The 22,632-nt window shown below is 60.5% G+C and carries 19 protein-coding genes; 6 read left to right on the top strand and 13 right to left on the bottom strand.

Translation table 11 applies throughout. The features are described 5' to 3' along the window. Window positions 1-7: 7 nt before the first annotated feature. Window positions 8-421 (top strand): hypothetical protein, encoded by a 414-nt coding sequence (locus BMZ23_RS08550; RefSeq protein ID WP_093475480.1) that lies wholly within the window; start codon window positions 8-10, stop codon window positions 419-421. 22 nt (window positions 422-443) lie between these two features. Here BMZ23_RS08550 and BMZ23_RS08545 read toward each other — a convergent pair whose 3' ends face one another. After that, window positions 444-1,109 (bottom strand): murein L,D-transpeptidase catalytic domain family protein, encoded by a 666-nt coding sequence (locus BMZ23_RS08545; protein ID WP_245748165.1) that lies wholly within the window; start codon window positions 1,107-1,109, stop codon window positions 444-446. 211 nt (window positions 1,110-1,320) lie between these two features. Between BMZ23_RS08545 and BMZ23_RS08540 the strand changes: the two genes are divergently transcribed. Next, window positions 1,321-2,925 carry a L,D-transpeptidase family protein gene (locus BMZ23_RS08540; protein ID WP_177197250.1) on the top strand — a complete coding sequence of 535 codons (1,605 nt, stop codon included), beginning with the start codon at window positions 1,321-1,323 and terminating at the stop codon, window positions 2,923-2,925. On the opposite strand, the gene BMZ23_RS08535 is transcribed toward BMZ23_RS08540, so the two are convergent. Both BMZ23_RS08535 and BMZ23_RS08530 read right to left on the bottom strand, forming a co-directional pair. Then, window positions 2,916-5,969, bottom strand: a complete 3,054-nt coding sequence (locus BMZ23_RS08535; protein WP_425431680.1) for an efflux RND transporter permease subunit — start codon at window positions 5,967-5,969, stop codon at window positions 2,916-2,918. The two genes, BMZ23_RS08540 and BMZ23_RS08535, sit on opposite strands and share 10 nt — an antisense overlap. Window positions 5,970-5,971: 2 nt before the next feature. Then, a complete protein-coding gene (locus BMZ23_RS08530) occupies window positions 5,972-7,030 on the bottom strand; it encodes an efflux RND transporter periplasmic adaptor subunit (protein WP_093475467.1) in 1,059 nt (352 codons plus the stop codon). 99 nt (window positions 7,031-7,129) lie between these two features. On the opposite strand from BMZ23_RS08530, the gene BMZ23_RS08525 reads away from it, so the two are divergent. Then, on the top strand, window positions 7,130-7,759 hold the full coding sequence (locus tag BMZ23_RS08525) for a TetR/AcrR family transcriptional regulator (protein ID WP_093475464.1): 630 nt from the start codon (window positions 7,130-7,132) through the stop codon (window positions 7,757-7,759). 4 nt (window positions 7,760-7,763) lie between these two features. Here BMZ23_RS08525 and BMZ23_RS08520 read toward each other — a convergent pair whose 3' ends face one another. The 8 genes from BMZ23_RS08520 to BMZ23_RS08485 all read right to left on the bottom strand — a co-directional run bounded on the left by BMZ23_RS08520 (window position 7,764) and on the right by BMZ23_RS08485 (window position 16,889). Next, entirely contained in the window at window positions 7,764-8,234 is a 471-nt protein-coding gene (locus BMZ23_RS08520; RefSeq protein WP_093475461.1) for a thioesterase family protein, read from the bottom strand. A 109-nt stretch (window positions 8,235-8,343) separates the two neighbouring features. Next, window positions 8,344-9,402, bottom strand: coding sequence for a magnesium/cobalt transporter CorA (corA, locus tag BMZ23_RS08515; protein ID WP_093475458.1), 1,059 nt, complete (start codon window positions 9,400-9,402; stop codon window positions 8,344-8,346). Between the two features lie 18 nt (window positions 9,403-9,420). Next, window positions 9,421-10,836 carry a siroheme synthase CysG gene (cysG, locus tag BMZ23_RS08510; RefSeq protein ID WP_093475455.1) on the bottom strand — a complete coding sequence of 472 codons (1,416 nt, stop codon included), beginning with the start codon at window positions 10,834-10,836 and terminating at the stop codon, window positions 9,421-9,423. Beyond that, the gene (serS, locus tag BMZ23_RS08505) at window positions 10,836-12,119 is read right to left on the bottom strand and encodes a serine--tRNA ligase (RefSeq protein WP_093475453.1); all 1,284 of its coding nucleotides are present in this window, start codon (window positions 12,117-12,119) and stop codon (window positions 10,836-10,838) included. Before serS ends, cysG begins: the two co-directional genes overlap by 1 nt. Before the next feature lie 24 nt (window positions 12,120-12,143). Further along, on the bottom strand, window positions 12,144-12,530 hold the full coding sequence (gene crcB / locus BMZ23_RS08500) for a fluoride efflux transporter CrcB (RefSeq protein ID WP_093475450.1): 387 nt from the start codon (window positions 12,528-12,530) through the stop codon (window positions 12,144-12,146). Beyond that, entirely contained in the window at window positions 12,527-13,810 is a 1,284-nt protein-coding gene (locus BMZ23_RS08495) for a replication-associated recombination protein A (RefSeq protein WP_093475548.1), read from the bottom strand. The genes crcB and BMZ23_RS08495 overlap by 4 nt, the downstream gene beginning before the upstream one ends. Window positions 13,811-13,864: 54 nt before the next feature. Next, window positions 13,865-14,500, bottom strand: a complete 636-nt coding sequence (gene lolA / locus BMZ23_RS08490; protein ID WP_093475447.1) for an outer membrane lipoprotein periplasmic chaperone LolA — start codon at window positions 14,498-14,500, stop codon at window positions 13,865-13,867. Window positions 14,501-14,516: 16 nt separating this feature from the next. Further along, complete coding sequence (locus BMZ23_RS08485) at window positions 14,517-16,889, bottom strand: DNA translocase FtsK (protein ID WP_093475444.1); 2,373 nt, start codon at window positions 16,887-16,889, stop codon at window positions 14,517-14,519. A gap of 183 nt (window positions 16,890-17,072) precedes the next feature. Here BMZ23_RS08485 and aat point away from each other — a divergent pair, with 183 nt between their 5' ends. The 3 genes from aat to infA all read left to right on the top strand — a co-directional run bounded on the left by aat (window position 17,073) and on the right by infA (window position 18,857). Continuing rightward, on the top strand, window positions 17,073-17,816 hold the full coding sequence (gene aat, locus BMZ23_RS08480; protein ID WP_093475441.1) for a leucyl/phenylalanyl-tRNA--protein transferase: 744 nt from the start codon (window positions 17,073-17,075) through the stop codon (window positions 17,814-17,816). Further along, entirely contained in the window at window positions 17,809-18,513 is a 705-nt protein-coding gene (locus tag BMZ23_RS08475) for an arginyltransferase (RefSeq protein ID WP_093475438.1), read from the top strand. Before aat ends, BMZ23_RS08475 begins: the two co-directional genes overlap by 8 nt. A 125-nt stretch (window positions 18,514-18,638) precedes the next feature. After that, a complete protein-coding gene (infA, locus tag BMZ23_RS08470) occupies window positions 18,639-18,857 on the top strand; it encodes a translation initiation factor IF-1 (RefSeq protein WP_093475435.1) in 219 nt (72 codons plus the stop codon). Between the two features lie 196 nt (window positions 18,858-19,053). Here infA and fadA read toward each other — a convergent pair whose 3' ends face one another. Continuing rightward, entirely contained in the window at window positions 19,054-20,229 is a 1,176-nt protein-coding gene (gene fadA / locus BMZ23_RS08465) for an acetyl-CoA C-acyltransferase FadA (protein WP_093475432.1), read from the bottom strand. A 27-nt stretch (window positions 20,230-20,256) separates the two neighbouring features. Beyond that, window positions 20,257-22,404 (bottom strand): fatty acid oxidation complex subunit alpha FadB, encoded by a 2,148-nt coding sequence (gene fadB, locus BMZ23_RS08460; RefSeq protein ID WP_093475429.1) that lies wholly within the window; start codon window positions 22,402-22,404, stop codon window positions 20,257-20,259. Window positions 22,405-22,632: the final 228 nt, after the last annotated feature.

Here is a 22,632-nt window from a genome sequence, read left to right as displayed (position 1 = left end):
GAGTTTCATGACATCCATCAGTAGCACGAAAAACCTGCCACTACGCGCCCTGGTAATCATCGGGATTATTATTACCCTGCTGTTTGCTGCCTGGCAGTTATTGCCGCGCACCGGGTTGTCGACAGACCTGCAACCCATAGGTCAAGGTACACCCGTACTGGTATTGACCCGGGATATCCATTATCTGGGCGGTGCAGACGTTCTGGACATGCTCAAACCGATGCAGATTGAGTATGCGCCCGGACTGCTGATGCGGGTCGCCCATCAAGGGCATGAGACCAGTCGCCAGTTCTCCGAGCGCCACGGATCTCGTGACGGCGACCTGCTGCTGTTTGATGCCGAGGGTGAATTACTGGGCAGTCTGCAGGTTCCCAAGAATCAAGCGATGATTCGACAGTGGATTGCGTCACTGCTGCCTTGAGCCGCAGTGACGCATCTGCCATTTACCGGGTATTCAGGGCCAGCGCTTCACGATAATCGCCGTAAGGGCAATTGAGCAGACTTGATGTCTGCAGCCACTGCTGGTCCGGATACCACGCGAACAGATACTGTCCGCCCTTCAGACTGTCCACCACATGATCAACGATTTCCGGCCGCACAGCCGGGCACCCCTGACTGCGCCCGATGCGACCCTGACGGGTAATCCATTCGGGGTCCACATAATCTGCCGCATGAATCACAATGGCGCGCTGTCGGGCCAGATCATTAACGCCAGGCTCAAGCCCGTCCATACGCAAGGAATATCCGTGACGCCCCTGATAGCTTTCCGCTGTCCGGAACAGACCTATGCTGGACTGGTAGCTACCTTCAATATTGGAAAAATGTTCGGCGAAGTTGCCACCGGATCCTTGGCCATGGGCAACCAGGTCATTCAGTAGCAGAGCCTTTTGGCGCAGATCGAATATCCACAGTCGCCGCTCCGTGGAGGGCAGTGAAAAATCGATTACAGCCAGGCGCTCAGAGCGCGGCTCACCGCTTCTCTCGGCACACTGCATGGCAGCCAGCGCATTACCCAAAACCGACAGATCCAGATCCGGGGCTACCCGACTCAGGCTTCCCAGCTTGTCTGCCAGTTCTTGGGCTGGCGCTGCAGCTACCGGTGCAGCCATTGTGTAGGTGAACAACGAAAAAAACACGGCAGCGCCGGACAGGCGCAGTCGATAAAACATGCAGTTCTCCCCCTGGTCCGCAAATGGCGAACCGAATTCATGAGACATGTTGTGTTTGACCGGATCGGCCCCCAGCCAACCCGTTTTGCCTATACTGCCAATGACGGCTTGCTGGCGACTGTTTTCGCCAGCGGTTGAAGGAGATTACCTGTTGATTAAAAAATGTACACCCCTGTTCGTCGGTTTTATGTTGCAAGGCGTGCATGCGCTGGCCGCAGGGGATCCGTCAAATATCCTTTCCACGCAAGATTCAGCCCTTCCTGTGGCGATTCAGGACTGCCCGCCCCTGCCACAACTGCGACTGCATCAGCATGACAGTCAACTGGAACTGTTGTACCAGTCGCATCAAGAGCCGTTGTTATGGAGCACAGGCACACGGGTACAGACCTTGGTCGCGGCCTTGCAATCACTGGAAGACGACGGGTTGGCGTCCGACGATTACGCCCGTCCGCAGGTCATGGCAGAAACCCGTGATGGCGCATCACCCGATCAAGCTGCCGCATGTTTTGACTTGCACCTGAGCAGTCTTTACCTCCGGGCCTTGGAAGAATTGCTGCATGGTCGTGTCCCCACCACCCAGCCGGAATGGGTTGCGGAAGGACTGATCAGCGAGCGGGCGGCGCTCTCCATGCTGGCCGCAGCGTCGCTTGCCGATCCGGCCATGGCTATGCACCGCGCCCGTCCCGCCGTTCCAGAGTATGAATGGCTACGCCAACAATACCGTCAGTTACGACTGCATCCGGGCGAGTGGCAAGCGGTGCCGCCCGGTGCGTTGCTGCGCCCCCGTGCTGACAGTCCGCGGATACCCGCATTGCGCGAGCGTTTGGTGAGCGGGGGGTATCTACCGGCAACATCGCGGCAAAGCGAGGCTCCCAATCATTACGATGCCGAACTGGAGCAGGCGTTGCGCCAGTTCCAGTTATCCCAAGGGCTGAAAGTGGATGGCGTTCTCGGGCCGGATACCCTGTCGGCATTGAATCGCAGCCCGTCACAGCGTCTGTTACAACTGCGCCTCAATCTGGAGCGTCTGCGTTGGCTGGAAGCCTGGCGCAGCCCGGATATGCTGCTGGTGAATGTCGCTGGTGGTACCTTGCAGGTAATCGAGCAGGGTCAGCAACGCTGGCAGACCCGTATTCAGGCCGGTCGTTCTGATCGCCGCACGCCGCTACTGGTTTCCAGGCTCAACCGGGTAACCCTGAACCCCAGCTGGACAGTCCCACCAATCATTTTCCGCAAGGACAAGCTGCCGCTGATTCGTGAGGATGTCGGCTATATCGCCCGTAGCGACATGCAGGTCCTGAGCAGCGATGGCAAGGTACTGGATGCGACAAGCATCGACTGGACCAACCCAGGCAATGTGCTTTTACGCCAGCGCCCGGGCAGCACCAACCCGCTGGGACAAATGGCTTTTCGCTTTCCCAACCCATTTTCCGTCTACCTGCACGACACGCCCAGCCAGCACCTGTTCGAGCGCGCGACACGTTCGGTGAGCTCAGGCTGTGTACGGGTGGAAGCGGCCAGTCAGCTGTCCGACTGGCTCTTCCAGCGACTTGAGCCGGCTCGCCGTGAACAGGTCGCCATCCAGCTGGCCAGCGGGCGCACCCACGAAGTGAGCATTCCCGGCGGCCCACGATTGGTACTGGCCTACTGGACCGCTGAAGCGGACGCCGATGGCGCCCGCTGGTTCAATGACCCCTACCGGCTCGACCCGGAACTGGATCAGGCGCTGCGCCAGTGGACGCCGCGTTACCGCTGAGCGGCAACACGGAACCACAGGGCATAGAGAGCCGGCAGGAACAGCAAGGTAATCAGCGTGCCAATCAGGGTGCCGCCAATCAGCACCCAGGCCAGCGGCCCCCAGAAGGCGTCCAGCGTCAGCGGCACAAAGGCCAGCGCCGCTGCCAGCGCGGTCAGCAATACCGGGCGCGCACGCTGTACTGTCGCCTCGACCAACGACTCCAGCCTGGGCATGCCACTCTCCAGATTGTCGTCAATCTGCTTGGTCAGAATCAGCGTGTTGCGCATCAGGATACCGGCCAGACCGGTCATGCCAAGCAGCGCAACAAAGCCGAACGGCTGGTTGCCGACAATCAGCGCCAGTACCGCCCCGATCACCCCGAGTGGCGCCGTCGCCAGCACCATCAGGGTGCCGGAGAAGCTGCGCATCTGCAGCATGATGATCACCAGCATCAGTCCGATCATGATCGGCTGCACCTTGCGCAACGACTCCTGCGCCTTGCCGGAGCGTTCCACACTACCACCGATATCCAGGTGATAACCGGCCGGCAATTGCTCGCGCAGCGGCTGCAGGTCACGCCACAGCGCCCAGGTGACATCTGGCGGCTGTGCCCCCTGAATATCCGCCTGCACCTGGATAAAGGGTTGGCGATTGTAACGGCGCAGCACCGGGTCCTCGCTGACCAGTTCGATCAGGCCGGCCTGGGCCAGTGTGACTGTTCGCCCATCGCTAGTCCGAAGAGGCAGGTCAGCAAAATCCTCGATACTGCCACGGGTGCCACGCAACACCAGCTGAACGCTTCGCACGTCCTGACGCAACTGGGTGACCGGCACGCCACCCCAATGCAGTTGCAACTGGCTTGACAGCTCGCGCGGGGTCAGCCCGATCGCGCGTAAGCGCTCGGCATCCAATGCCAGGCGTACCGCCGGCACCCGTTCGTTCCAGTCCAGGTGGGCATCCACTGTATGTGGATGTGCCTGCATGACACCTTTAACCTGCTCGGCAATCCTGCGCACCTGAAGCGGATCAGGTCCAAGCACACGGAAGCTAACCGGCCAGGTCACCGGCGGCCCGAACAGCAATCGATGTACCCGTACCCGTGCCTCCGGATACTCACCAGCGGCGACCTGGGCACGCAGTTCGGCAATCAGTCTGTCGCGGCCGGCAGCATCCGCAGCAATCGCGATCACTTTGGCGAAGGCCGGGTTCGGCTGTTCTGGATTCAGCGACAGGAAGAAGCGAGGCGCACCGGCACCGACAAAGCTGGATAGCGACACCACATCCGGATGCTCTTGCAGTCGCGCTTCAATGCGTCGGGCCAAGGCATCGGTCTGTTGTGCGCTGCTGCCCTCGGGAAGGTATATATCCACCAGCACTTCAGGCCTGTCGGATGATGGAAAGAACTGCTTCTGCACCAGCGTCTGCATACCCACCAAGGCCAGCACAAAAGCGGCTACCGTAAGCAAGACTACGCTTTTCCGGTAGCGCACACAGTGCTGCACCAACATCCGGAATCGCCGGTAAAGAGTGCCCTGATACTGGGCTTCATGGCTGTGCTGCTGGTCCTTGCGTGGCTCGCGCAACAAGGCGACCCCCAGCATCGGGGTAAAGGTCACCGCCACCAGCCAGGAGGTCAGCAGGGCAAAGGCCAGTACCCAGAAAATGTTGCCGGCGTACTCGCCGACGTTGGAGCGGGCAAAGCCAATCGGCACAAAGCCGATCATGGTCACCAGGGTACCAGACAGCATAGGCGCGGCTGTTACCGTCCAGGCATGTGCAGCGGCACGCGCCTTGTCCCAGCCCTGCTCCATCTTTACCAGCATCATCTCGATGGCAATGATCGCATCGTCCACCAGCAGGCCAAGGGCAATGATCAGCGCGCCCAGCGTGATGCGGTCCAGGTTCATGCCACGGCTGTACATCAGCACAAAGGTAATGCCAAGGGTCAAGGGCACGGCAATGCCGACGATCAATCCGGGGCGCAGCCCGATACTGGCAAAGCTCACCAGCATCACTACCAGCACAGCTATCAGGAATTTGTACTGGAACAGGTTCACCGCACGACTGATGGCCTCGCGCTGGTTGGTCACCTGACGCAGCTCCATACCCAGCGGCAACTCGGCAGACAGCCTCTGATGCATGTCGGCCAGCTTCTCTCCAAGCTCCAGACCATTGACGCCGCTACGCAGTACCACACCGATGAGCACGGCATCTTCACCAAAGGCGCGAATCATATAGCTGGGCGGGTCCTCATACCCGCGCTTGATATCCGCCACATCACCCAAGCGTATCAACCGTTCACCTACCTGCAGCGGGACGCCGGCAATGGCATCCAGGTCAGCCAGATCAGCCTGGATCCGCCAGTACAAGCGGGCGCCAGCAGTTTCGATCAGGCCTGCCGGTGTCAGACGATTCCAGGCATCCAGCGCGTCGGCAATCTGTGCGCTGGTAATACCCAACTCAGCCAGCCGCTGCGGATCCAGTTCGACAAACACTTGCTCGCGCCGCTCACCCAGCACCCGCACCTTCTGCACACCATAGATGCGCGAGAAGGCATCCCGCAGACGTTCCGCCTCCCGTACCAGCAAGCGCGGCGGCAGACCTGGCGCGGTCAGGGAATACAGCGAGAAATACACATCGGAGAAGTCATCATTGACGAAGGGGCCCTGCACGCCGGGCGGCATGCTCGCCTGAGCATCCTGCATGCGCTTGCGGATCTCGTAGGACAGGTCGGCCAGCAGCTCGGTCGGAGTGTAATCCTGATAGCTGATCTGCATGTCGACCCGGCCAGGCCGTGCGGTGGTTTCGACTTTCTCGAAATAGGCGACTTCCTGCAGACGCTTTTCCAGCGGATCGGCTACCTGCTGCTGCATCTGTTCGGCACTGGCACCCGGCCAGGTCGCCGAAACCAGTACAGCCTTGACACCGAAGACCGGATCTTCCGCCCGCCCCAGGTCCAGAAACGCGAAGAGACCGGCAAAAGCCGTCAGCAACAAAAAAAACAGGGTCACCGAGCGCTCGCGCACTGCCAGTGCAGAAAGGTTGAAGCGCAACGGATCCATGCTCATGGCAGCACCTCGACAGACTGCCCGGGCTCCAGCAAATGCGTGCCAAGTGCAACCACCAGCGTCCCTGCTGGCAGACGGCTACGGACATAGGCGTGCTCGGCATCGACACGCAGCAGATCAACCCGAATCCAGCGCACCTGCCCCTGCTCGATCAACCAGACGCCGGCACCCTGCCCCCGATCAATCAACGCAGACAGCGGTACACGACGCAAGCTGTCCTGATCGTCCGCACTGCGGGTAAAGTCCAGCGTCACACTGGCGCCCAGAGGCCAGTTATCCGGCTCATCCTCTATGGCATAGCGAACCCGCCAGCTTCGGGTTTGCGGGTCGGCAGCACCGGCCACCTCTCGCAGGCGTGCGGGCGCTGTGTGGGCACCGCTGAACAGCAGCACCTGGGCACGCTCGGGCAGATCATTGCGGCGGGTTTCAGGCACCCATGCCTGCACTTCCCTCTCACCGGCATAAGCCAGTCTTGCCACAGTCTGACCCGCACCGACAACCTGACCAGCTTCGCCGGCAACTTCGATCAATACGCCGCTGGCCGGTGCGCGAAGGTCGACATACTCGGTAGCTGTTCGTGCCTGCTCCATGGCTGCCCGGGCTGTGCGAACCGCCTGCAACGCGGCATTGGCGGTTGCTTCAGCATTTTCATAAGCTTGGGCTGGCACCAGATCCTGCTCACGCAAGGATTGCAAACGACGCCGGCTGGCTTCGGCATTGTCTGCCTGTACACGGGCCGCATCCAGCTGCGCCTGGGCGGCATTCAATTGCTGGCGCACATCACGGGCATCCAGCCGCATCAGCAACTGCCCCGCCTCGACCTGCTCGCCGGCCTGCACCAGACGTTCGCGGATCTGCCCCGGCAAACGAAATGCCAATCCTGCCTCGTGACGCGAATGTACGCTGCCACTCAGACTCCAGTGCTGCCCCTTGGGGATTTCCAGTTGTGCACTGCGAACCTTGACCGGAGCATCCGTGAGCACATCATTTTGGCTGTGCTCGGTATCACAGGCGGCCAGCCCGGCCAGCAGCACCGCAAGAATTATTTTTCGCATGGCGGTTTACCTTGTTGTTGTCCGCACCATATTTACAGAACGATAGCGTTCAGTAAATATGGCATCAACATTAATGATGACTGACTCATTGGAGTTCGCATGACAGCGTCAACCAAAGGCCCCGGCCGGCCGGTCGATCCGGCGCGCCGAGAGCGTATTCTTGAAGCGGCGCTGGCCTGCATGGCCGAGGAGCAGAACTTCAACATGCAACAAGTGGCGGCCCGCGCGGGCGTAGCCAAGGGCACCCTGTACCGGCATTTTGCCAATGCCGACGCGCTACTGCTGGCAGTACTGGAACGCCATCACAGCCAGCTTGCCGGCCAGGTGGATGCGTCGGCGCAGAACTTGCCGCAGGTGCGTGAACATCTGCTGAGTTTGGGTTTACAGCTGGTGGATTTTTACAGCAGTGAAGCGGGTATCCGGCTACTGCGTGCCGTCTACGCCTATGGCGCCAGCCATCCCCAGCATGGCGAAATGATCTTTCGTGACGGCCCCATGGCCTTTGTCCGGCGCGCCGCCGAGCACCTGCAACAAGCCGCCGAGCTCGGAGCCATAACGCTGGATGACCCACTACTGCGCGCCGAGCAACTGGTCGGCATGTGGAAAGGCTCATTGATGAGCGGACTGCTGATGAACGGGTGTCATGCACCAACAATCGCACAGCGTGAAGAGCGCGTAGTTTCTGCGACAGACCTGCTGCTCAACGCGCTGGCATGCCAAAAAACCTGATCCGTTAGCCACACAGATAGGTGCCAGTCCCGGCCGCCACCAGCGCACCGCTGTCACTGTGCAGGTGCGAGCGCACCACTGCCACCTTGTTGCCAATGCGCAACAGGCTGGAATCACAGGTAAACAGCTGGCCCTTGCCGGGGCTCAGGTAGTCCACCCGCAGATCGATGGTGCCCAGTTTGGACAGGCGTTGCATGCGTTCGCTGGCCGGCAGGTCCTGCTGTTTTTCCCAGGCACCGATCATTGCCATGGCCCCGCCACAGACATCGATCAGTGCGGAAATCGCCCCACCGTGCAGAATGCCGCGGTAGTAGTTGCCGATCAGATCCTCGCGCATTGGCAGGCTCATATGCACCTTGTCGCTGGCCAGGCTGTCAATGCGAATGCCCAGCAGCAGGTTGAAGGGAATGCGGTCAAAAAAACTGTGCACCAGCTTTTCCAGATCGGCAGGCAAGCTGGTATCTATCTCGGCCATCGGGGGCGTTCCCTTGTTATGGTTGGTTGGCACCCCAGAGACTGCATCAGTGGTGACAATGGCGCCAGCACAAAATGCATGGCATTTATGCCAAAGATTGAACCACTATTCAGATCCAGCGCCGTCGCCGGAACGCCAGTAACAAGCCGGAGGACACGCCCAGCATCAGCAGCATGACCGCCGGATAGCCCCAGCGCCAGCCCAGTTCCGGCATATGTTCGAAGTTCATGCCATACACGCCGGCAATAAAGGTCAGCGGCATAAACAGGGTGGCAATGATGGTCAGCACCTTCATTACCTCGTTCATCCGGTTGCTGCTGCTGGAAAGATACAGATCAAGCATGCCCACCAGCAGTTCGCGCAGGGTATCTATGGTATCCAGCACATGGATACTGTGATCGTAGACATCCCGCAGGAACAGGCGGGTTTCATTGCTGACCAGCGGGCTTTCGTCACGACTCAGACGGCTCAGCACCTCTCGCAACGGCCATACCGACTTGCGCAGCAGCAGCATCTCGCGCTTGTAGTGGTGAATGCGCTTCAGCACCTCGGGTGAAGGCCGCTCGATCAATTCGTCTTCCAATTGTTCGATCTGCTCACCAAGCTGCTCAAGCACTACGAAATAATGATCGACCACCGCATCCAACAGTGCATAGGCCAGATAATCGGCATGCATAAAACGTATCCGCCGACCATTGCGCAGGCGTTCGCGTACGCCATCAAACACATCACCGGGCTGCTCCTGCAAGGACAGCACCATGCCAGGCGCCAGAATCAGACTGAGCTGTTCCGACTGGATCTGCTGGTGTGAATCCAGCTGCAACATGCGCAGCACCAGAAACAGGTAGCCATCGTAATCCTCCAGCTTGGGGCGCTGGTCGGTATTGACAATGTCCTCCAGCACCAGTGGATGCAGGTTCAGCTGCCGCCCCAGTGTGCCGATCAGCTCAGGTTGATGCACGCCATCCACATTAAGCCAGAGCACCCGCTCCCGGTTGGCATCGGGTAGCTGCTGCAGTCCCTGCAGATGGCTTTCTTGCAGTTGGTCAGCGTCGTAACTGACCAACCGCAAGTGGCTGTCGCTGCTGCCGGGCCGGCCAATATGCATCAGGGTGCCGGGTGGCGCACCAGCCTTGCGGCTGCGTTTGGCCTGCCATTTACGAGACATGCACCCTCCCCTGATGACTCAGACTACCGCGCTGTCCTGTGCACTCGATTGCCCCGGCTCAAACCACTTGAGCCGTTCGTGCAGACTGACCACCTCGCCAACAATCACCAGGGTTGGCGCCTTGACCTGCTCGCGCTCGACTATCCCCGGCATGCTTTGCAAAGTCCCGGTATACACCTTCTGGTTGGCGGTGGTGCCCTGCTGGATCAGCGCAATCGGCGTATCCGGACTTCGACCATGGGCAATCAGCCCGCCACAGATGTCCGGCAAGGCCACCAGCCCCATATAAAGCACCAAGGTCTGCCCGGGTACCACCAGCTCGGTCCAGGGCAGATCGGTACGCCCCTCCTTGCGATGGGCCGTGATAAAACGTACCGAATGGGCATGATCACGGTGGGTCAGCGGAATACCGGCATAGGTCGAGCAGCCGTTGGCTGCGGTGATACCCGGCACTACCTGGAAAGGAATGCGGTTCTCCGCCAGCAGTTCGATTTCCTCACCGCCGCGGCCAAAAATAAAGGGATCGCCACCCTTCAGGCGCAGCACCCGTTTGCCCTGACGTGCCAGATCCACCAGCAGCTGGTTGATTTCATCCTGGGGCACAGCATGTTCCGAGCGCTGCTTGCCAACATAAATGCGATCAGCATCACGCCGGCACAGATCAATGATTGCCGGGGCCACTAGCCGGTCATACAGCACGACGTCAGCTTGTTGCATCAGGCGCAGGGCGCGGAAGGTCAGCAGATCCGGATCACCGGGGCCGGCGCCGACCAGATACACCTCACCCTGATAACCCTGACCTGCCTGTCCGGCCAGCAATTTCTCCAGCACCTGCTCAGCCTGCTGATCCTGACCAGCGAAGACCCGCTCAGCCACTTCACCCTGAAACACCTGCTCCCAGAAGGCGCGGCGCTGGTTGATCTGACTAAAGGCTGCCTTGACCCGCTCGCGGAAACGCTGCGCGAGCTGCGCCAGTCGGCCATAACTATGCGGGAACAGGGTTTCGATACGTGCGCGCGCCAAGCGGGCCAGTACCGGCGCGTGACCGCCGCTGGAAATGGCAATTACCAGCGGCGAACGATCAACAATTGCCGGGAAGATAACGGTACACAGGTGTGGTGCATCCACCGCATTCACCGCGATCCCTCGCGCCTGCGCATCTGCAGAAATACGCGCATTAAGGGGTTCGTCATCGGTAGCCGCGATAGCCAGCACAGCACCTTCCAGATCATCCGCTGCATAACCGCGCAGTTGGCATTCACCACCGCCCTGCTCGGCCAGTCCTGCCAGCTCCGGCTCGATATCGGGTGCTACTACACGCAAGCGCGCACCAGCCTCACACAACAGACGCCCTTTGCGCAGGGCAATCTCGCCACCGCCTACCAGCAGTACCAGCCGGCCCTGCAAATTATGAAACAGCGGAAGATATTCCATCAGCCGATACGCTCCAGTCCGCCCATGTAGGGTTGTAGTACTGCAGGAACCAGCACGCTGCCGTCAGCCTGCTGATAGTTTTCCAGAATCGCCACCAGAGTCCGGCCTACCGCCAGACCCGAGCCGTTCAGGGTGTGTACCAGTTCCGGCTTGCCGGTTTCCGGGTTGCGCCAGCGCGCCTGCATACGGCGCGCCTGGAAATCGCCACAGCTGGAGCAGGAGGAAATCTCGCGGTACTTGCCCTGACTGGGAATCCACACCTCAAGATCGTAGGTCTTCACCGCACCAAAGCCCATGTCACCGGTACACAGCGCCAGGGTACGGAACGGCAGCTCAAGACGCTTGAGCACATCCTCGGCATGCCCGGTAAGCTCCTCCAGCGCCTGTTGCGATTGATCGGGCCGTACTATCTGCACCATCTCGACCTTGTCGAACTGGTGTTGGCGGATCATGCCGCGGGTGTCGCGACCGGCTGATCCGGCTTCGCTGCGAAAACACGGGGTATGTGCGGTAAGCCGCAGCGGCAGGCTGGTCGCATCGAGGATTTCACCGCTGACGATATTGGTCAGCGACACCTCGGCGGTGGGGATCAGGTACAGGTCACGCTGGTCCTCGCCACGCGGCACCTTGAACAGGTCTTCCTCGAACTTCGGCAACTGGCCGGTGCCCAGCAGCGCCTCGGCCTGCACCAGATAGGGGGTATAGACCTCCTCGTAGCCATGTTCATTGATGTGCAGGTCTAGCATGAACTGCGCCAGCGCCCGGTGCAGACGGGCAATCGGCCCGCGCATCAGAGCAAAGCGGGCACCGGACAGCTTGGCCGCGGTCTCGAAGTCCAGCCAGCCACGCTGCTCGCCAATAGCCACATGGTCCCGCACCTCAAAATCGAAGCTGCGCGGGTTACCCCAGCGGCGCACCTCGACATTATCGTCCTCACTGGCGCCCACCGGCACGCTGTCGTCGGGCAGGTTGGGAATAGCCAGCAGCAATGCATCCAGCTCTTGCTGGATCTGTTCCAGCTCCTGCTTGGCCGTATTCAGTTCCTCGCCCATACGATCCACGTCGGCCAGCAACGGCTGGATATCCTCGCCACGAGCCTTGGCCTGGCCAATTGCCTTGGAGCGGCTATTGCGCTCGGCCTGCAGGGTTTCGGTGCGGGTCTGCACGGCCTTGCGGCGGCTTTCCAGCGCTTCCAGTGCAGCGACATCAAGAACAAAACCACGGGTCGCCAGGCGCTCGGCCAGTTGTTGGGTTTGGCTACGGACCAGTTTCGGATCAAGCATGGGTCATCACTTTTTGGTTGCAGGTTACAGTCCGGCTACTGAACGGGTCAGTGCCAGACCGGCCCAGGTGGCGAGTAAACAGACGCACACACTGAGCAGGACATATCCAAGGGCCATCAGCCCCTCGCCGTTCTCCAGCAAACGCAGGGTATCCAGGGAGAACGTGGAAAAGGTGGTAAAGGCGCCAAGGAAACCAATAAACAGGCCCTGACGCAACAGTGGCGACAACTCGGGTCGCTGCAACCACAGAGCATAAAGTATACCGATCAGCAGACAGCCGCTGACATTGATCAACAGGGTCGCCAGCGGGAAGGCCTTTGGCCAGCTCAGCGCCACCCAGTGCGCCACGCCGAAGCGTGCCAGCGCACCGAGCGATCCACCAAAGGCAATGGCCAGCAGTATCTTGATCATGGCGAACTCCTGCGTTGGTTGCTGCTGGCGGCGTCCAGCACGCGCAGGTGCTCGAGCTTCTGCGCAATCTTCAGCTCTAGCCCGCGCGGCACCGGCTGGTAATACTGACGCGGCTCCAGCTGTTCGGGGAAATAATCCTCGCCGGCGGCATAGGCCTCTGGCTTATCATGCGCATAGCGATAGCCCTGGCTGTAGCCGAGTTCCTTCATCAACTTGGTCGGCGCGTTGCGCAGGTGCAGCGGCGGCTCGTGGGACGGCTGTTCCGCCACATCGCGCATGGCTGCCTTGAACGCCATGTAGACGGCATTGCTCTTTGGTGCACAGGCCAGATAAACCAGCGCCTGGGCAATCGCCAGCTCGCCTTCGGGACTGCCCAGGCGTTCCTGCACATCCCAGGCATTCAGAGCCAAGGTCAGTGCCCGCGGGTCGGCATTGCCGACATCCTCGCTAGCCATGCGCACCACCCGGCGTGCGATATACAAGGGGTCACAACCGCCATCCAGCATGCGCGCGAACCAGTACAGGGTGGCGTCGGGATTCGAGCCGCGCACTGACTTGTGCAGCGCCGACATCTGGTCGTAGAAGGCTTCACCGCCCTTGTCGAAACGCCGTCGTCCCTCGCCGAGCAGCTCGGCCAGCAGCGCCACGCCCAGGCAATCGCCCGGCTGCAACAGATCGGCAGCGGTTTCCAGCAGGTTCAGCAGGCGCCGGCCATCGCCGTCGGCGGCCTCCAGCAGCATCTGCTGCGCCGCCGGCTCGATGCTCAACTGCAGCTCACCGAGCCCCCGCTCGGGGTCTGTCAGTGCTCGCTGCAGCAGTGTTGACAAGGCTTGGGCATCCAGCGACTTGAGCAGGTACACGCGCGCGCGCGACAGCAAGGCGTTGTTCAGCTCAAAGGACGGATTCTCGGTAGTAGCCCCGATAAACACCAGGGTGCCATCCTCGACATAGGGCAGAAAGGCATCCTGCTGGGCCTTGTTGAAACGGTGCACCTCATCAACAAACAGAATAGTGCGCCGACCACTCCGGGCCTGTTGCTGGCGTGCTTCATCCACCGCTGCACGGATATCCTTGACGCCGGCAAGCACCGCCGACAGGGTGACAAAATGCGCGTCCACCAGGCTGGCCAACAGGCGCGCCAGGGTGGTTTTGCCCACCCCGGGCGGCCCCCAGAAAATCATCGAGTGCAGCGCGCCCTGCTCCAGCGCCTGACGCAGCGGGCGGCCCGGTGCCAGCAGGTGATCCTGGCCGGCGTATTCATCCAGTGTGCGCGGACGCATGCGCGCAGCCAGGGGCTGCACCGCTGTTGTTGCGCCAAACAGGTCGCCCACAGGCTACTCGCTGATCACGTCAACACCTTCGGGGATCTCAAAGGTGAAACGTGTGGCGTCCAGTGGCGGATTCAGCTGCACGTTGTTGAACAGGATATTGGTGCGCTGCCCGACCGGATCATTCAATTGCATGTCATTCAGCAGACCATCTCGGAACGACAGACGCAGGTGGTCGAACATTGAATCACTGGCCTTGGGTGTCAGCACGAAGTCGACCACGCTGCCGCCCTCGGTGCGACTGATATTGAAATTTTCCTGCAGGGTGCTGACATCCCCGGACAGCAGTAACGCTGGCGTATGGGTCAGCCTCGGGTCAACCTGCTGAATGGTTACCTGCTCCAGATCCGGGTCATACAGCCAGATCACCTGGCCATCTGAAACCAGCTCCTGTTCAAGCGGCGGATCAGTGTGCCAGCGGAACATGCCGGGGCGCTTGACCTCCAGGGTACCCGAGGACTCCTGCAGGCTGGCGCCATTGGCGGTCAGGGTCATCTGCGAGAAATTCGCGGTCAGGGTGCTGGCTTTCGACAGCAACTCATTCAGGCGTGCCGCCGAGGCGCTCTGCTCGTCGGCCTGCAGCCACAGGGGCGTCAGGGCCAGACACAGGGAGCCAAGGGTCACCGCCAGTCGTTTGATCATGATGGACGTATCTCCACTAGTCGCGCATGGGGGCCGGCGCGATTACCTCGCGCGAGCCATTGGTATTCATCGGAGTCACCACCCCGGCCATCTCCATGGCTTCAATCATCCGTGCGGCCCGGTTGTAGCCGATCTTCAGCTTGCGCTGCACCGAGGAAATCGAGGCGCGGCGAGTCTCCAGCACGAACTGCACGGCCTGATCGTACAGCGGATCATCCTCCAGATCGCTTCCCTCGCCACCGCTGCCACCCTCGTAGCTGCCGCCGCCACCCTCGTCGACCCCGTCGAGAATGTCCTGGATGTAATCCGGCGCGCCACGCTGCTTCCACTCATCCACCAGCCAGTGTACCTCGTCATCCGAGACAAAGGCGCCATGCACCCGAACCGGCAGGCTGGTGCCGGGTGGCATGTAGAGCATGTCACCATGGCCCAGCAGCTGTTCCGCCCCGCCCTGATCGAGAATGGTCCGCGAGTCTATCCGGCTGGACACCTGGAACGCCATGCGGGTCGGAATATTGGCCTTGATCAGACCGGTGATAACGTCCACCGAGGGCCGCTGGGTCGCCAGAATCAGATGGATGCCGGCGGCCCGGGCCTTCTGTGCGATACGTGCGATCAGTTCCTCGACCTTCTTGCCGACGATCATCATCATGTCGGCAAATTCGTCGATCACCACCACGATGATCGGCAGGGTTTCCAGCAGTGGCGGCTGATCATCCATCGACTCGCGGCGGTACAGCGGGTCACCCAGCGGCGCTCCCTCCTTCTCGGCATCCTTGACCTTGCGATTGAAGCCGGCGAGGTTGCGCACCCCGAGTGCTGCCATCAGCTTGTAACGGCGCTCCATTTCGGCGACGCACCAGCGCAGTGCATTGGCCGCCTCTTTCATATCGGTCACCACCGGGGCCAGCAGGTGCGGAATGCCTTCGTAGATCGACAACTCGAGCATCTTAGGGTCGATCATGATCAGCCGCACTTCCTGCGGTGTCGACTTGAACAGGATCGACAGCAGCATGGCATTCACCCCCACCGACTTGCCCGAACCTGTGGTGCCGGCCACCAGCAGGTGCGGCATCTTGGCCAGATCGGCCATCACCGGATGCCCGCCAATGTCATGCCCCAGCGCCAGCGTTACCGGCGACTGCGCCTCGTCGAACTCGCGGGTTTGCAACACCTCGGACAGTCGCACGATTTCGCGATCTTCGTTGGGAATCTCGATACCCACGGTAGTCTTGCCGGGGATCACCTCGACCACCCGCACGCTGATCACCGCCAGCGAGCGCGCCAGATCCTTGGCCAGATTTGAAATCTTGCTGACCTTGACCCCGGGTGCCGGCTGAATTTCGAAACGGGTAATCACCGGACCGGGCTGTACCTTCTCGACCTCGGCATCCACCCCGAAGTCCTTGAGTTTCAGTTCCAGCAGACGTGACATGGCCTCCAGCGACTCCGGCGAGAAGCCCTTGACCTTCTTGCTCGGCGGATCCAGCAGACCGATTGGAGGCAACGAGCCCGCATCAACCGTATCGCGAAACAGCTTGGTCTGTTTTTCCTTCTGCAGGCGCACGCTGGATTCCGCCGGCTTGTTTTCCGGCGGCACGATTTCCGGGGCCTTGCGGTTTTCCTGGGCAGCCACATGGCGCGCCAGGGCTTCCTGGCGCTTGGCCTTGAGGTCCTCGGTACGCCGACGGTCCTCAGCCGACATTTCAGGTTCACGACGTGCATTGCCTGGCGCGACGCCAGTGTTGCGACCGGCACGCCAGCCCTGCCAGGCACGTTGCAGCAGGTCGAACAGATCCAGGGTCAGCTTGCCGGTGACATCCATCACCCGGAACCAGGACAGGTTGGTGAAGACCGTGATACCGAACAGGAACAGGGTGAGGAACAACAGGGTACTGCCCTGCGTATTAAGCAGAGGTTTACTCAGCTGTACCAGCAATTGTCCCAGCACACCGCCAGCACAGTCCTGGGGAAATCCGTCAGCCGGCACAGCATGCAACGCCAGCAGGCCGGTACCGGCAAGCAGGGTCAGCACAAACCCGATCAGCCGCCAGGAAAACAACCAGCCATTCCACACCCAGGGCTGATGACGGTTGCGAAACATCTGCAGCGTCTTGACGATGCAGATCAGCGGAAACAGGTAGGCAAGCCAGCCCAGTACCAGCAACAGCACATCGGCAATCCAGGCGCCCATGCGCCCACCGGCATTCTGCACCTCGGCACCACTGCCGCTGCGGGTAAAGCCCGGGTCGCCGACATGGTGGGTCAGCAGGGCCATGCTCAGGTACACGCACAGGGCGATCATCGCCAGCAACACCCCTTCACGCAGACGCAGGGTCAGTTGCTCGCGCCAGGCAAAGGCAGGCTGGGTGACTTGGCTATCCTTCAAAACGGACTCTTCCCTATATTGGCATCGGCTGGCTATTGTAACAGCGCAGTCCGGGTATTGACGATTGACCGACAGCACGCCGGACAGTTCCAGCTGTAGCCAACTTTACTCAACACTTACAAATGCTTGGGGCATATTCTTGATAACAATATCAGCATTTCTGCACCTTCACAGGGGGCATCCATGTCAGCCCTGAGCTGGCTGCAGCGGGATCGCCTGTGGTTTCCTCCTGCCCAGCATGCACTGCAGGCCCCCAACGGGCTACTGGCCGGCGGCGGCGACCTGTCTCCGGAACGCTTGCTGCTGGCCTATCGCAGCGGGATTTTCCCCTGGTACTCCAAGGGGCAACCACTGCTCTGGTGGAGCCCGGACCCGCGCACTGTGCTGCAACCGAATACCATGCATGTATCGCGCAGTCTGCGGCGCTTTCTGCGCAGCAATCGATTGCAGGTCAGTCACGACCGTGACTTTGCCGGGGTTATCGCCGCCTGCGCCGCACCGCGCGATTACACTGACAGCACATGGATCACTGACGAGATGCAAGCGGCCTATATCGAACTGCATCGACGGGGTCACGCTCACTCGATCGAAGTCTGGCAGCAAGACACCTTGGTCGGCGGTCTTTACGGAGTGGTCATCGGCCGCCTGTTCTGTGGCGAGTCAATGTTCAGCCGCGTAGACAACGCATCCAAGACCGCCTTGTTCGCCCTCTGCCATTACCTGCAGCAACGCCGCTTCATGCTGATCGACTGCCAGATGCCCACCGCGCACCTTGACAGCCTGGGGGCTTGCAATATCAGTCGCAACGGCTACCTTGCCCAACTGGCCGAATGCTGCCCGCCCGGGCAGCCGTCAGCCTGGCCAGAATCCAGCCCCGGTGAGCGGGTTGATACGGCCTGGCTGCTGGAGCACACCCGCCATGACTGACCTGTCGCAACTGCGTTTTTTCGTTACCCCAGAGCATGACTGCAGCTATCTTGACGGCCAGCAGGCCACCACCTTGTTTCTTGATCCTGCCGTCAACATCAGCGCCGAGCTGAACGGCCAGTTGTCCGCCCTCGGGTTTCGCCGCAGTGGCAACCACCTCTATCGGCCGCAATGCCGCCAGTGCAACGCCTGCATTCCGGCCCGGGTGCCGGTCGATCTGTATAGGCCCGGTCGAACCCAGCAACGCATACGACGCCGCAATACCGACCTGCAACTGAGCATTGGCGCTGCGCGACTGGATGACGAAGTCTTCGCCCTCTATGAACGCTACATCCTGCAGCGCCACGCCGATGGCGACATGTACCCGCCAAGCCGCTCACAGTTTGAAGACTTTCTGCTGCACGACCTGCCCTTTACCCGCTTTCACGAATTCCGCCTGGATGGACGTCTGGTCGCAGTAGCCGTAACCGACCACCTGCCCAACGGGCTGTCGGCGGTCTACACCTTTTACGAACCCGAATTACCACAACGCAGCCTCGGCCGTTTTGCAATCCAGCACCAAATAGCGCACTGCCGAGAGCTTGGCCTGCCCCACCTGTACCTTGGCTACTGGATACGCGAGTGCCAGAAGATGAGCTACAAGGGCGAATATCGTCCGCTGGAGGTGCTGATTCACCAAAAATGGGTGCGCATCTGAGACAAATCAACGGCTTCAGCCAATGCCGGCTTGGCTAGACGGCGCTTTTGATGCACAATTGCTCACCTTTTTTGCGGGCAACAGATACGCTCGCCAGCAACCGATAGCAGAGAGGCCCTTGCTGAATGGCAAAAGAAGACAGTATTGAAATGGAAGGCACCATTATTGACACCCTGCCGAACACCATGTTCCGCGTTGAACTGGAAAACGGCCATGTGGTGACCGCCCATATCTCCGGCAAGATGCGCAAGAACTACATCCGCATCCTCACCGGCGACAAGGTGCGCGTGGAGCTGACCCCCTACGACCTGACCAAGGCTCGTATCACCTACCGCGCCCGCTAAGTCCCGCCGGTACGGGGCTCCTGCAGTCGCAGCAGCCCTTTTCCCCGCTTTACTTCCAACCTTTTCACCGCAGCTGATTCGTCACCGGCGGTTTTCCTGCTGTCTGGCATTCAGGCAGAACATGCCAGCAGCCAGCCTGTTCCAGACATAAAAAAACCGGGGCGCATGGCCCCGGTTTTCACTTACCGCAACAGCGTCAGACGCGTTCGAAGATGGTAGTGATGCCCTGACCCAGGCCCACACACATGGTCGATACACCGATGGTGCCGTTGTTCTGTTTCATCACGTTCAGCAGGGTGCCGGAGATACGCGCACCGGAGCAGCCGAAGGGGTGACCCAGGGCGATCGCGCCGCCGTGCAGGTTCACCTTGTCTTCCATCTTGTCCATCAGCTTCAGGTCCTTGAGGACCGGCAGCGCCTGGGCAGCAAAGGCCTCGTTCAACTCGACATGGCTGACATCATCCATGGTCAGGCCAGCACGCTTGAGTGCCTTGTGGGTCGACGGCACCGGGCCGTAACCCATGATCGACGGATCAACACCGGCCACGGCCATGGAACGGATCACCGCCAGCGGCTCCATACCCAGGTCCTTGGCACGCTGGGCCGACATGACGATCATGCAGGAAGCACCGTCAGTGATCTGCGAGGAAGTACCTGCAGTCACGGTACCGCCCTTCGGATTGAACGCCGGACGCAGGGCAGCCAGGCTTTCCAGGGTGGTCTCCGGACGAATGGTTTCGTCCGCGGTGAACACGCGCAGGAAGCCGTTCTCGTCGTGACCTTCCATCGGGATGATCTCGTCCTTGAAACGGCCTTCAACAGTAGCCTTGTGCGCCAGACGGTGCGAACGCTCACCGAACTGGTCCTGCTGCTCGCGGGTGATGCCATGCATCTTGCCGAGCATTTCAGCGGTCAGGCCCATCATGCCAGCGGCCTTGGCTGCATACAGCGACAGCGCCGGGTTCGGATCAACGCCGTGCATCATGCCAACGTGACCCATGTGCTCGACACCACCGACCACAAACACGTCACCGTTACCGGTCATGATCGCCTGGGCGGCGGTGTGCAGTGCGCTCATCGAGGAACCACACAGACGGCTGACAGTCTGGCCAGCTGCAGTGTGCGGGATCGGGGTCATCAGCGACGCCATGCGGGCAATGTTCCAGCCCTGCTCCAGGGTCTGGTTGACACAACCCCAGATCACATCTTCCACCTCAGCCGGATTCAGCTTGGTGTTGCGCTCCAGTACGCCGGTGATCAGCTTGGCGGACAGGGTCTCGGCGCGTACATTGCGATACATGCCGCCCTTGGAACGGCCCATCGGGGTGCGGCCGAAGTCGACAATTACCACATCTCTCGGATTCAGGCTCATAGCTTTACTCTCGCTCCGTATTCCGCATTAACCGAAGAATTTCTGACCGTTTTTGGCCATCTCACGCAACTTGGCAGTCGGGTGATACATGGCACCAAATTCGGCGTACTTGTCGGCCATGGCAACGAACTCGGCCACACCCAGGGTGTCGATGTAGCGCAGTGCGCCACCGCGGAAGGGCGGGAAGCCGATGCCGTAGATCAGACCCATATCGGCGTCTGCAGCGCTTTCGACAATGCCATCTTCCAGGCAACGGACGGTCTCCAGGCACAGCGGGACCATCATGATCTCGACGATTTCCTCGTCGGTGAACTCACGCTGCTCCAGCACAATCGGCTTCAGCAGTTCGTAAGCCTCAGGATCAACCACCTTCTTCGGCTTGCCCTTCTTGTCCATCTCGTAGGCGTAGAAGCCCTTGCCGGTCTTCTGGCCAAGACGGTTGGCGTCATACATGACATCAACGGCAGTGCGGGTCTTGTCGGCCATACGGTCCGGGTAACCTTCAGCCATTACGTCACGGCCATGGTGGCCGGTATCCATGCCAACCACGTCCATCAGGTAGGCCGGGCCCATGGGCCAGCCGAACTTTTCCATCAGCTTGTCGACGCGCTGGAAGTCAGCACCCATGCCAAGCAGGCGGGCAAAGCCACCGAAGTACGGGAAGAGTACGCGGTTGACCAGGAAGCCGGGGCAGTCGTTGACCACGATTGGCGTCTTGCCCATCTTCTTGGCGTAAGCCACGGTGGTGGCAATCGCCTTGTCGCTGGACTTCTCGCCACGGATCACCTCAACCAGCGGCATCATGTGTACCGGGTTGAAGAAGTGCATGCCGCAGAAGTTTTCCGGACGCTTCAGCGCCTGGGCCAGGTAGGTGATGGAGATGGTCGAGGTGTTGGAGGCAATGATTGCATCCTCACGCACGTTAGACTCCACCTCAGCCAGCACGGCGTGCTTGACCTTGGGGTTCTCGACAACAGCTTCGACCACGATATCGACATTGCCGAAATCGCCATAGGACATGGTCGGACGGATGGCGTTGAGTGCCTTGGCCATCTCGGCCGGCTTCATGCGACCCTTTTCGACGCGCTTGCCGAGCAATTTGGAGGCTTCGTCCAGACCCAGCTGGATGCCTTCCTCGCGGATGTCCTTCATCAGGATCGGGGTGCCCTTGACCGCTGACTGGTAGGCGATACCACCACCCATTATGCCAGCGCCCAGCACCGACGCCAGCTTCACGTCAGCGGCTTGCTGGTCGTACTGCTTGGCCTTGCGCTTGAGTTCGGTGTCGTTCAGGAACAGGCCGACCAGGGCCTGGGCCACAGTGGTCTTGGCCAGCTTGGCGAAACCGGCAGCTTCGACTTCCAGGGCCTTTTCACGAGTGAGGTTGGCCGCTTTCTGGATGGTCTTCACCGCTTCCAGCGGTGCCGGGTAGTTCGGACCGGCCTGGCCGGCAATGAAACCCTTGGAGGTTTCGAAGGCCATCATCTGCTCGATGGTGTTCAGCTTGATCTTTTCCAGCTTGGGCTGACGCTTGGCCTTGAAGTCGATCTCACCGGCAGCGGCACGCTTGACCAGATCCAGCGCGGCATCACGCAGCTTGGCATCTTCTACCACAGCGTCCACGGCACCCACTTTCAGGGCCTTGTCGGCACGCTGTTCGGCGCCGGCACAGATCCACTCGATGGCGTTATCGACACCGATCAGGCGCGGGGTACGGACGGTGCCGCCGAAGCCCGGGTAGATACCCAGCTTGACTTCCGGCAGACCAACCTTGGCGCTGGCGGCCATAACACGGAAATCACAGGCCAGGCACATTTCGAAACCACCGCCCAGGGCCAGACCGTTGATCGCGGCCACGGTGGGAACGCTCAGGTCTTCGAAGGCATTGAAGATCTTGTTGGCTTCCAGGTTACCGGTGACCAGGTCGGCTTCCGGGAGCTGGAAGGTGCCGGTGAACTCGGTGATGTCGGCGCCGACGATAAATACGTCCTTGCCGCTGGTGACGATGACGCCCTTGACGCTGCTGTTGCTCTGGATGGCGGTTACCGCCGTCTGCAGCTCGGCCAGGGTGGCACGGTTGAACTTGTTGACAGATTCGCCCTGCAGGTCGAACTTCAGTTCGACGATGCCGTCTTCAAGGGCTTGAACCGTGATGGCTTTACCTTCGTAAATCATCAACTGATCTCCACGCTATAAAAGCACATGAGAAACAGGGCCTGGCCTGGCACGCCGACTATCTGCTCGACGCCAAGGCCTGACCTTGTCATGAACGTTCCCGAGGCTGTCTGAGTCGCCGGATAGACGAATTCATACGCTTGTTTGATTCGGGTGCGCACACCTTCGGGGAATTCCCCCGCCTTGTCAATAAAATCTGCGAACCAGTTATCGAATTGGCAAACATGA

Origin of the sequence: Halopseudomonas yangmingensis (genome assembly GCF_900114825.1) — a bacterium.
GTDB classification, from domain to species: Bacteria; Pseudomonadota; Gammaproteobacteria; order Pseudomonadales; family Pseudomonadaceae; genus Halopseudomonas; species Halopseudomonas yangmingensis.
This window is presented reverse-complemented; position numbering and strand designations above follow the sequence as displayed.

Excerpts from the sequence above, each read along its gene's own strand:
- BMZ23_RS08550 (WP_093475480.1), top strand. The coding sequence starts at position 8 with ATGACATCCATCAGTAGCACGAAAAACCTGCCACTACGCGCCCTGGTA.
- BMZ23_RS08545 (WP_245748165.1), bottom strand. The coding sequence starts at position 1,109 with ATGGCTGCACCGGTAGCTGCAGCGCCAGCCCAAGAACTGGCAGACAAG.
- BMZ23_RS08535 (WP_425431680.1), bottom strand. The coding sequence starts at position 5,969 with ATGGATCCGTTGCGCTTCAACCTTTCTGCACTGGCAGTGCGCGAGCGC.
- BMZ23_RS08530 (WP_093475467.1), bottom strand. The coding sequence starts at position 7,030 with ATGCGAAAAATAATTCTTGCGGTGCTGCTGGCCGGGCTGGCCGCCTGT.
- BMZ23_RS08525 (WP_093475464.1), top strand. The coding sequence starts at position 7,130 with ATGACAGCGTCAACCAAAGGCCCCGGCCGGCCGGTCGATCCGGCGCGC.
- BMZ23_RS08520 (WP_093475461.1), bottom strand. The coding sequence starts at position 8,234 with ATGGCCGAGATAGATACCAGCTTGCCTGCCGATCTGGAAAAGCTGGTG.
- corA (WP_093475458.1), bottom strand. The coding sequence starts at position 9,402 with ATGTCTCGTAAATGGCAGGCCAAACGCAGCCGCAAGGCTGGTGCGCCA.
- cysG (WP_093475455.1), bottom strand. The coding sequence starts at position 10,836 with ATGGAATATCTTCCGCTGTTTCATAATTTGCAGGGCCGGCTGGTACTG.
- serS (WP_093475453.1), bottom strand. The coding sequence starts at position 12,119 with ATGCTTGATCCGAAACTGGTCCGTAGCCAAACCCAACAACTGGCCGAG.
- crcB (WP_093475450.1), bottom strand. The coding sequence starts at position 12,530 with ATGATCAAGATACTGCTGGCCATTGCCTTTGGTGGATCGCTCGGTGCG.
- BMZ23_RS08495 (WP_093475548.1), bottom strand. The coding sequence starts at position 13,810 with ATGCGTCCGCGCACACTGGATGAATACGCCGGCCAGGATCACCTGCTG.
- lolA (WP_093475447.1), bottom strand. The coding sequence starts at position 14,500 with ATGATCAAACGACTGGCGGTGACCCTTGGCTCCCTGTGTCTGGCCCTG.
- aat (WP_093475441.1), top strand. The coding sequence starts at position 17,073 with ATGTCAGCCCTGAGCTGGCTGCAGCGGGATCGCCTGTGGTTTCCTCCT.
- BMZ23_RS08475 (WP_093475438.1), top strand. The coding sequence starts at position 17,809 with ATGACTGACCTGTCGCAACTGCGTTTTTTCGTTACCCCAGAGCATGAC.
- infA (WP_093475435.1), top strand. The coding sequence starts at position 18,639 with ATGGCAAAAGAAGACAGTATTGAAATGGAAGGCACCATTATTGACACC.
- fadA (WP_093475432.1), bottom strand. The coding sequence starts at position 20,229 with ATGAGCCTGAATCCGAGAGATGTGGTAATTGTCGACTTCGGCCGCACC.
- fadB (WP_093475429.1), bottom strand. The coding sequence starts at position 22,404 with ATGATTTACGAAGGTAAAGCCATCACGGTTCAAGCCCTTGAAGACGGC.